The sequence below is a fragment of the Methylobacterium sp. WL103 genome, assembly GCF_008039885.1.
Lineage (GTDB): Bacteria > Pseudomonadota > Alphaproteobacteria > Rhizobiales > Beijerinckiaceae > Methylobacterium > Methylobacterium cerastii.
Map to the genome: position 1 here is coordinate 1 of NZ_VRUX01000480.1, position 3,316 is coordinate 3,316.

The following is a 3,316-nucleotide window of genomic DNA, read 5'->3' on the forward strand; positions in this document are numbered from 1 at the left end:
GCCGAGCCGCAAGCGGAACCCGCGCGCCTCGGCGATCGAGGGCGTCGCCGCCAGCGCGCACGCAGCCGACGCCGCCAAGGCGATCCATCCGATCTGCGAGATCCTGCGCATCCGTGCCTCCATCGATCGGGCAAGCCTGCCGCGGAGCGCGTTCACGAAAGCTCAAGAAACAGAGTCAACGCATCCGGCGCCTTCGACCGGACGGACGGCGTGACGCCGTCGCGAACACGCGGCCGCCTTTGCGGACTTCCTTTGCGCCTTGCCTTTGGGCGTCGCGCGATCCACCTGTCTGCCCGATTCCCGCGGCTTCCGACGCCGCTTCCTCGACGCCTCGTGCGACGCCGTCCGGCCCTCGGCCGCGGCGGGTCGGGGCGAAACACGCCAGGAACGCCAACGCCATGTCGAAGACCCACACCCTCAGCGGCGCGAGCGCGCTCGCCCTGGTGCTCGCGCTCGGAGGCGCCGCCATCGCGCAGACGCCGACGCCGACGGCCCAGCCCTCCGTCGCCGCCTCGGTGCTGCCGTCGCCCGACAGCGTCGTCGCCAAAGTCAACGGCATCCCGGTCACCGCCGGCGACATCGCGGTCGCCGCCGAGGACCCGGCCCTGTCGCTGCCGGGCGTCGACGACGCGCAGAAGAAGGGCCTGCTCGTCGATTACATGCTCGACCTGAAGGTCGGCGCGCAGGCGGCCGACGCCGCCAAGATCGGCGACACGCCGGACTTCAAGCGCAAGCTCGCCTACTTCCGCGACAAGCTCCTCCTCGACGAGTACCTCGAGCGCGAGGCCCGCAAGGCCGCGACGCCGGAGGCGGCCCGCGCCCTCTACGACCAGTCGGCCAAGCTGATGAAGCCGGAGGAGGAGATCCACGCCCGGCACATCCTCGTCGAGAACGAGGCGGACGCCAAGAAGGTCGCCGCGCGGATCAAGGGCGGCGAGGACTTCGCCAAGGTCGCCGCCGAGACCACGAAGGACGCCGGCTCGAAGGCCGAGGGCGGCGACCTCGGCTGGTTCTCGAAGGACCGGATGGTGAAGGAGTTCGCCGACGCGGCCTTCAAGCTGCAGCCCGGTCAGGTCTCCGATCCGGTGAAGTCGCAGTTCGGCTGGCACGTGATCAAGGTCGAGGAGAAGCGCAACAAGCCGGTCCCGACCTTCGAAGAGCTCAAGGAGCAGATCGACCAGGCGCTGATCCGCAAGGCGCAGCAGGACCTGATCCTGAAGCTGCGCGCGGACGCGAAGGTCGAGCGCTTCGACGAGAACGGCAAGCCGATCGCGGCCCCGGCGCCGACCCCGGCCCCCGAGGAGCCGAAGAAGCCCTGAGGCCCGGTGCCGCCGGTCGCGTCCGCGCGACCGGCCCCCGTCTAGTTCGGCGCGGCGAACAGGTAGGCCGATTCCGCCGTGGTGGTCTGAGCCTCGGGCAGGATGCCGAGCGCGGTCAGCTCGTTCGTGCGCCGGTTTGACGCCAGGATGTCGAGCACGGCGATCACGAGCCAGGGACAGGCGATACCGATAAAGAACGCCATCTCATCACCCTTGCGGACCGGGGCTATCCGGACCTTTGCGGACCCGGGCTGCCCGGCGTCGAGAGCGCGATGATAGCCGCGCGCCGAAGCTTCGCAAGATGGCGGGCGAGCTGACGGCCCGACACGCCGGCCACGATGCCCGGACGGGCCGGGCGGTCAGACCCAGCCCTGAAGCTCGCGCCGCACCACGGTCTCGATCACCTTCATCCCGAGGTCGCTGTCGTTGAGGCAGGGGATGTAGGCGAAGCGCTCGCCGCCGTTGTCCTCGAAGTAGTGCCGGTTCTCGCCGTCGAGTTCTTCCAGCGTCTCCAGGCAGTCGGCGGTGAAGCCCGGCGCCACGATCGCCATGCGCTTCACGCCGGATTTCGCGAGGGTCTGCACGGTCTCGTCGGTGTACGGCTTCAGCCATTCCTCGTTGCCGAAGCGCGACTGGAAGGTGGTCCGCATCCGCTCGGTCGAGAAGCCCAGCTCCTCGCGAATCAGCCGCCCGGTCTTCACGCACTGGCAATGGTAGGGGTCGCCCTTGAGCAGGTAGCTCTTCGGCACGCCGTGGAACGAGGTGAGGATCACCTCCGGCTCGAAGTCGAGCTTGGCCAGCCCCTCGCGGATCGAATCGGCCATCGCGCGGATGTAGACCGGGTCGTCGTGGTAGGGCGGCGAGACCCGCACGGTCGGCTGCCAGCGCATCTGCATCAGCGCCTTGAACGCCTGGTCGCAGGCGGTGGCCGAGGTCGCGGCGGCGTATTGCGGGTAGAGTGGCACCAGCAGGATGCGGTCGCAGCCCTGGTCGAGCAGCGCCTGGATCCGCAGGGAGACCTCGGGCTTGCCGTAGCGCATCGCCCAGTCGACCACCACGCTGTCGCCCATCGCCGCCTGCAGCCGCTCGGCCTGGCCGCGGGTGATGGTCTTGAGCGGGCCTTCGTCGCGCTCGTTGTTCCAGACGCTCGCGTAGTCCTTGCCCTTCGGGCCGGGACGCTTGGTGAGGATGATCAGGTTGAGGAGGGGCCACCAGATCAAGCGCGGCACCTCGATCACCCGGCGATCGGACAGGAATTCCTTCAGGTAGCGGCGCATCGGCCAGTAGCTGGTCCCCTCCGGCGTGCCGAGGTTCATCAGCAGCACGCCGACGCGGCCCCAGCGGACCGGGGGGTGCTCGGCCGGAAGCGTGCCGGAGCCGGCGGCGCGCTGCGGCTCGACGGAGGTGACGGCCGACAGGGATGTCGGTGCGACGCGTTCGTTCATGGTAAGGTTCTCGGCCATGGCGGCCGCTTCCTGTCCTAGAGCCGCCGGGGGCGCGGCTTCGTGGGGCCGCGCGGCCGCACGACGGCGCTGCGGTTGTGCGGGATCGGATATCTAACTAGAGCACGAAGCCTGCCAGCGAAGATCCGGCCGACGAGAGCGCGACATGCAGTCTCCCCGCTACTTCCTGAACCACTTCATGCCGTTCACCGGCTACCCCTACACGGGGGCGCCCACGGCCTGCAATCTGTGCGGCTCGACCGAGAGCGTCACCGTCGCCGAGACCGACCGCCGGCTGAAGACGCTGAAGTCGATCGCTTGCGCCGAGTGCGGCCTGATCCGCACCGACCCGATGCCGACGCCGGCCGAGCTGGCGGATTACTACGCCCACGCCTACCGCGCCGACTACCAGCTCGCCTTCGCCGGCGGCCCGCCGCGCGTGCACCTCAAGCGCTCGGCGCGCGAGGCCGCGTTCCGGGCGGAGTTGCTGGCGCCGAAGCTCGTGCCGGGCGCGCGCCTGCTCGATTTCGGCTCCGGCTCCGGCGAGTTCCTGGC

The 3,316-nt window shown here is 69.8% G+C and carries 3 protein-coding genes and 1 pseudogene; 2 read left to right on the top strand and 2 right to left on the bottom strand.

Annotation, left to right across the window (positions count from 1 at the left end; translation table 11 throughout):
* The first annotated feature begins 398 nt into the window (after nt 1-398).
* Nucleotides 399-1,319, top strand: a complete 921-nt coding sequence (locus FV222_RS20850; protein ID WP_147761574.1) for a peptidylprolyl isomerase — start codon at nt 399-401, stop codon at nt 1,317-1,319.
* A 41-nt stretch (nt 1,320-1,360) separates the two neighbouring features.
* Here the strand turns inward: FV222_RS20850 and FV222_RS29910 are convergent, their stop codons facing one another.
* Both FV222_RS29910 and hemH read right to left on the bottom strand, forming a co-directional pair.
* Nucleotides 1,361-1,522 carry a hypothetical protein gene (locus FV222_RS29910; RefSeq protein ID WP_187273622.1) on the bottom strand — a complete coding sequence of 54 codons (162 nt, stop codon included), beginning with the start codon at nt 1,520-1,522 and terminating at the stop codon, nt 1,361-1,363.
* A 156-nt stretch (nt 1,523-1,678) separates the two neighbouring features.
* A complete protein-coding gene (gene hemH, locus FV222_RS20855) occupies nt 1,679-2,764 on the bottom strand; it encodes a ferrochelatase (RefSeq protein ID WP_147761600.1) in 1,086 nt (361 codons plus the stop codon).
* A 163-nt stretch (nt 2,765-2,927) separates the two neighbouring features.
* On the opposite strand from hemH, the pseudogene FV222_RS20860 reads away from it, so the two are divergent.
* Nucleotides 2,928-3,316: pseudogene (locus FV222_RS20860) on the top strand (methyltransferase type 11); the annotation flags it as partial.

Excerpts from the sequence above, each read along its gene's own strand:
- FV222_RS20850 (WP_147761574.1), top strand. The coding sequence starts at position 399 with ATGTCGAAGACCCACACCCTCAGCGGCGCGAGCGCGCTCGCCCTGGTG.
- FV222_RS29910 (WP_187273622.1), bottom strand. The coding sequence starts at position 1,522 with ATGGCGTTCTTTATCGGTATCGCCTGTCCCTGGCTCGTGATCGCCGTG.
- hemH (WP_147761600.1), bottom strand. The coding sequence starts at position 2,764 with ATGAACGAACGCGTCGCACCGACATCCCTGTCGGCCGTCACCTCCGTC.